The 5308-nt window shown below is 72.7% G+C and carries 5 protein-coding genes; 3 read left to right on the top strand and 2 right to left on the bottom strand.

Features of this window, described 5'->3' with window-relative positions; translation table 11 throughout:
* The first annotated feature begins 207 nt into the window (after positions 1–207).
* Entirely contained in the window at positions 208–1206 is a 999-nt protein-coding gene (locus tag ND748_RS24520) for an aldo/keto reductase (RefSeq protein ID WP_374216021.1), read from the top strand.
* A 99-nt stretch (positions 1207–1305) separates the two neighbouring features.
* Here ND748_RS24520 and ND748_RS24515 read toward each other — a convergent pair whose 3' ends face one another.
* Positions 1306–2178: an ABC transporter permease gene (locus ND748_RS24515; RefSeq protein ID WP_251748333.1), complete on the bottom strand. Its 873-nt coding sequence runs from the start codon at positions 2176–2178 to the stop codon at positions 1306–1308.
* Positions 2175–3194, bottom strand: a complete 1020-nt coding sequence (locus tag ND748_RS24510) for an ATP-binding cassette domain-containing protein (RefSeq protein WP_251748332.1) — start codon at positions 3192–3194, stop codon at positions 2175–2177. Before ND748_RS24510 ends, ND748_RS24515 begins: the two co-directional genes overlap by 4 nt.
* Before the next feature lie 181 nt (positions 3195–3375).
* On the opposite strand from ND748_RS24510, the gene ND748_RS24505 reads away from it, so the two are divergent.
* Positions 3376–4215: an AraC family transcriptional regulator gene (locus tag ND748_RS24505; RefSeq protein ID WP_251748330.1), complete on the top strand. Its 840-nt coding sequence runs from the start codon at positions 3376–3378 to the stop codon at positions 4213–4215.
* Positions 4216–4271: 56 nt separating this feature from the next.
* Positions 4272–5252, top strand: a complete 981-nt coding sequence (locus tag ND748_RS24500; protein ID WP_251748328.1) for a LysR family transcriptional regulator — start codon at positions 4272–4274, stop codon at positions 5250–5252.
* Positions 5253–5308: the final 56 nt, after the last annotated feature.

Below are 5308 nucleotides of genomic sequence, written 5' to 3'. Positions count from 1 at the left end.
GTCCGCATCTCCCTGCAGATCATGAACGAGACCGCCGGGATCCCCGACCCCCACGACGCCGCCGCCCACGACTCCCCCGCCCTCGACGACCTCCTCCTCAGCGAGGACATGCACGAAGGCCTCACCGCCTTCGCCGAGAAACGCACCCCCCACTGGCACAACCGCTGACCCCGTCAGCGTGGGCCGATCCTGCCACCCGAAGAGGACCTGACGATGAAGCACGTACAGCTGGGACGGACCGGCCTGCGGGTATCCCGCCTGTGCCTGGGCACGATGACCTTCGGCCTGCAGTGCGACGAGGAACGTTCCCGGGCGATCCTCGACCGCGCCGCCGACGGCGGCATCACGTTCCTCGACACCGCCGACGTCTACCCGCTCGGCGGAACGGTGGAGACCATCGGCCGCACCGAGGAGATCCTCGGCCGCTGGCTCACCGGCCGCCGCCACGAGGTCGTCCTGGCCACCAAGTGCGTCGGGCCCACCAGCTCCCGGCCCTGGGACCGCGGCGCGTCCCGGCGGCACATCCTCGACGCCGTCGACGCCTCCCTGCGCCGGCTGAACACCGACTTCATCGACCTCTACCAGCTCCACGGGTACGACCCGACGACCCCGATCGACGAGACGTTGCGGGCGCTGGACGACGTGGTCCGCGCGGGCAAGGTCCGCTACGTCGGCGTCTCGAACTACCTGGCCTACCAGCTCGCCCGCGCGATCGGCCGCAGCGAGACGCTCAACCTCGTCCGCTTCGACTCCGCCCAGCCCCGCCACAGCCTGCTGTTCCGCGAGGTCGAACGCGAACTGTTCCCCCTGTGCCAGGAGGAGGGCGTCGGGGTGATCCCCTACAACCCGCTGGCCGGCGGACTGCTCTCCGGCAAGCACGACCGCACGAAACCACCGACCGACGGCAGCAGGTTCACCCTCGGCACCGCCGCCGACCGCTACCAGCAGCGCTACTGGCAGGAGCGGATGTTCGACACCATCGACGAACTCGCCGCCATCGCCGCCGACCTCGGGGTGGCGCTGCCGACCCTGGCAGTCGCCTGGTCGCTCGCCCAGCCCGCGATCACCGCGCCGATCATCGGCGCCAGCCGCCCCGACCAGCTCGACGCCACCCTCGCCGCCGTCGACCTGCACCTCGACGACGCGACCCGCGAACGCCTCGACAAGCTCACCGCCGAATACCGCCGCGGCGACGCCGGCATCTGACCTGCCGGTGGCCAGGGCCGGCTGGTCCGGCCTGGGGTGGTGGGCGGGTTCTGGTCAGTGGTGACCGTGGCCTCGTCGGCATGGCCGGGAGGACAGTGGTCACTCCGCGGCGCGGCGTCGGTAGAGGACGGTGGCGGTGGGGGCGAAGACGGCCAGGAGTCCGATCGACCAGAGGACGGCGGCCCAGACGGGGTGCTCCATGGGCCAGGCATGGATCGAGGCCGAGGGGTTGGGGTTGCCCAACAACTGGCGGGCGGCCGCGGTGACGGCGCTGACCGGGTTCCAGGTGGTGACGTCCCGCAACCAGGGAGTCATCCGCTGGGTGGGGACCAGGGCGTTGGACATGAAGACGACGGGGAAAAGGACGAGCAGACCCAGGGCCTGGGCGGTCTCGACGCCCTTGCTGGCCAGGCCGAGGCAGGCGCAGCCCCACGAGACGGCGTAGCCGAAGAACAGCACGAGGGCGAACGCGGCGATCGCCCTGCCGACCCCGCCGTCCGGCGACCAGCCGATGGCGAAACCGGTGGCGGCGACGATGCCGGCGCAGATCACCGCGGTGAACAGGTCGGTGACCGACCGGGCCACCAGCACGCCGGCCCGCCACATCGGCAGGGTCCGGAACCGGTCGATGACCCCGGTGTTGACGTCCAGGCTGAGCCCGACGCCGGTCCCGACCGTCGAGGTGACCAGGTTGAACACGAGCATGCCGGGGACGGCGAAGTCCTTGTAGCTGGCACCGCCGGGCAGCACCACCCCCGCGCCGAAGACGTACACGAACAGCAGGGTGAACAACACGGGTTGCAGGGTCACGTCGGAGAGCTGGAACGGCTCCCGGGAGATGTGGACCAGGTTGCGGGCCGACAGCACAGCGACGTCGGACGCCTTACGCAGCGGGCCGTGGGTCCGCGCTGCGGCTACCGGCAAGGGCGGCGCCGTCGTCGCCGTCGTCGGGGCCAGGGTGGTCGTGGTCATGCCGGCAGCACCTGCTCCCTCGTGGCGAGCGATCGCCCCGCGCCCGATTCGGGGTCGACGTCACCGGGGGTGGGGTGCTCGTCGGCCGGGCGGCCGGTCAGGGCGAAGAACACGTCATCCAGCGACGGGGGGTGGACCTCCACGTCGTCGACGCTGACCCCCGCGGTGTCCAGGGTCCGCACCACCGCGCTGGCGAGTCCCGAACCGCTGGTCACCGGGGCCCGTAGGTGCAGTCCGTCCTGGCTCACCGCGACGTCTCCGGCCGCGAAGCGGCGCAGTGCGGCGGCGGCCTCGGGGTGGGCGGTGGTGAGGGTGACCTGCAGCCGGGCGCCCCCGGTCTGGGCCTTTAGCTGCGCCGCGGTGCCCGCGGCGATCACCCGGCCGTGGTCGACCACGATGATCCGGTCGGCCAGCTCGTCGGCCTCCTCCAGGTACTGGGTCGTCAACAGCACGGTGGCGCCGTCGGTGACCAGCTCCCGGATCACGCCCCACATCCGGACCCGGCTGGCCGGGTCCAGACCGGTGGTCGGCTCGTCCAGGAACAGCACCGGCGGCCGGGTCACCAGCCCGGCGGCCAGATCCAGGCGGCGCCGCATCCCGCCCGAATAGCCCTTCACGATCCGGTCACCGGCGTCGGCCAGCGCGAAGCGCTCCAGCAGGGCCCCGGCCAGCCGCCGAGCGTCGCCCCTGCGCAACCCGCTCAACCGGCCGATCATCACCAGGTTCTGCCGCCCGGTCAGCATCCCGTCGACCGTGGCCTCCTGGGCGGTGACCCCGATCCTGGCCTGCACCGCCTTGGCCTCCCGCACCACGTCGTGGCCGGCCACCCGCGCCCACCCGGCATCCGGCGCGGTCAGCGTGGTCAGCATCCGGACCGTGGTCGTCTTGCCCGCGCCGTTCGGGCCCAGCACCCCCAGGACCGTCCCGGCCGGCACCGCCACGCTGACCCCGGCCACCGCCTCGGTCTCCCCGTAACGCTTCACCAGGCCCTCGGCCTCGATCATCAGCTCGCTCACGAATCGTCTCCCTCTGCCGCACGCTCAGGCCCGCGTGGTCGGCGCACACCCGGTGGGATAGGCGCGACCGCCACATGGTTAGGCGTACTTAACCTAGGTTGACCGATGTGCGTATGGAGGCCAACCAGTACCCCGCACCGGCCAACCCTCCGGGGCCGGATCGGCAGAACGGAGCAGCGCCATGAACGGCTGGAACCACGCGGTGTCGGTGCCGCCCGCACCACCGCACACGTCGCCGATCCTGAGCATCGACCGCGGCGAGGCCGGGCCGGACGTGCAGCTCGAGTCGCACACCCACCCCGAACCCACGCTGCTGTGGTCCTCGACCGCGACGGTGACGGGCACCGTCGCATCGCGTTATTGGATGATCCCGCCCGGCTACGGGCTGTGGGTTCCCGGCGGAGTCGAGCACACCGGGGCCGTGCTGCACGCCGGTGAGATGTCGGTCATCACCTTCGCCACCGACCGCTGCCCGATCACCTGGACCGAGCCCACCGGTTTCGCGGTCGGACCACTCCTACGCGAACTCATCGTGCACCTGCACCGCATCGGGCCGCGGGACCCGAGCCGAGCACACGCCGAAACACTCATGTTCGGCCTGTTCACCCCGCTGCCCACCCGCGACATCCAGGTAGCCATGCCGGCCGACCCGCGGGTACGGGCCATCGCCGAACGGCTCATCGCCGACCCAGCCGACCAGCGCGAACTCGCCGCCTGGGCCGACCACGTGCACGCCGGCGTCCGCACCCTGTCCCGGCTGTTCGCCGCCGAGACCGGGCTGAGCTTCACCGGCTGGCGCACCCAGGTCCGCATCCGCGCGGCCATCGGGCTGCTGGCCAACGGGGCGACGGTCAACGTCACCGCCCGCGCCGTCGGCTACCGCAAACCCAGCGCCTTCATCAACGCCTTCCGCCGTGCCACCGGCCAGACCCCGGGCACCTACGTCCACGCCGACACCACCCCGCCGATCACCGCCCCACCACCCACCGCCCCAGGCGGCCGCCGCGGAACATCCGAGTAGACCGGTGGGCTGGCGGCTTTGACAGCGGACGCCCGTCATGGTCACGTGGATGCGACATGGAGATCGGACAGCTCAGAGCATTCGTCATCCTCGCCGAGGAGGGCCACGTCGGCCGGACGGCGGCGCGGCTGCACCTGACGCCGTCGCCGGTCAGCCGCAGCATCCGCGCGCTGGAGCATGAACTGGGCGTGGAGTTGTTCGCCCGCGGCCATCACTCGGTGGAGCTCACCGAGGCGGGCCGGGCGGCGCTGCCGCGGATCGAGGCGGCGCTGCGCAGCCTGGCGGAGGCACGCTTCGCCGCCCGGCAGGCCGCCGGCCAGCTCCCACCGCTGCGTCTGGGGTCCACCCACTTCGCGCCGCCGCACGTCGTCGACCGTGTGGTCTCGACCATCGGCGCATTCCTGGCCGGTGCGCCGAGCCAGGACCGCGCCCCCGAGACCCCCGAGGCCCCCGAGGCCCCCGAGGCCCCGGAGACCCCGGACGGCAGCCTGGCCGACCTGGTCCACAACCCGTCCAGCGAACTGCTGCCGGCACTGGACCGCGGCGAGCTGGACCTCGCGCTGGTGCACCTGCCCGTCGACGATCCGGCGCTGGACGTGCTGCCCCTGGTCGCCTACCGGTTGCGGGTCGCGATGCGGGCCGACGACGAGCTGGCGACCCGGAGCTGCCTGCACCTGGCCGACCTGCGGGACCGGGAGATCCTGCTGACGCCCACCCGGCTGCAGCCGCTCGCCATGCGCCGGCTGCAGGACCGGTTGGAGCAGGTCGGGCACGCACGCGTCGTCACCATGCGCGAGCAGGACCTGCTGCTGCTCGCGAACACCGTCCGCCGGTCCCGCCAGCTCACCCTGACCGGTTCGGTGAACTCCGGGCCCGCCGGACGGGTGTTCGCCGACCCGGTGTTCGCCCTCGTCCCGCTGGCCGCCGGGGAGATCGACTTCCAGCTCGGCCTGGCCTGGTCACGCGCCACCGCCGCCCGCGACCCCCGGATCACCGCCGTCGTCGACCACCTGCGCGCCTCCACCCCGCCCCGCTGAGCTCGGGCGGTGCCGCGGCGGTGCCGGAGCGATGCCGCGGCGGTGCGCGCCGGGGC

It is taken from the genome of Frankia sp. AiPs1, from assembly GCF_023716945.1.
In the GTDB taxonomy this organism is placed as follows: domain Bacteria; phylum Actinomycetota; class Actinomycetes; order Frankiales; family Frankiaceae; genus Frankia.
Note: the sequence above shows the minus strand (reverse complement) of the source record. Positions and strands in the feature narration are given on the sequence as shown.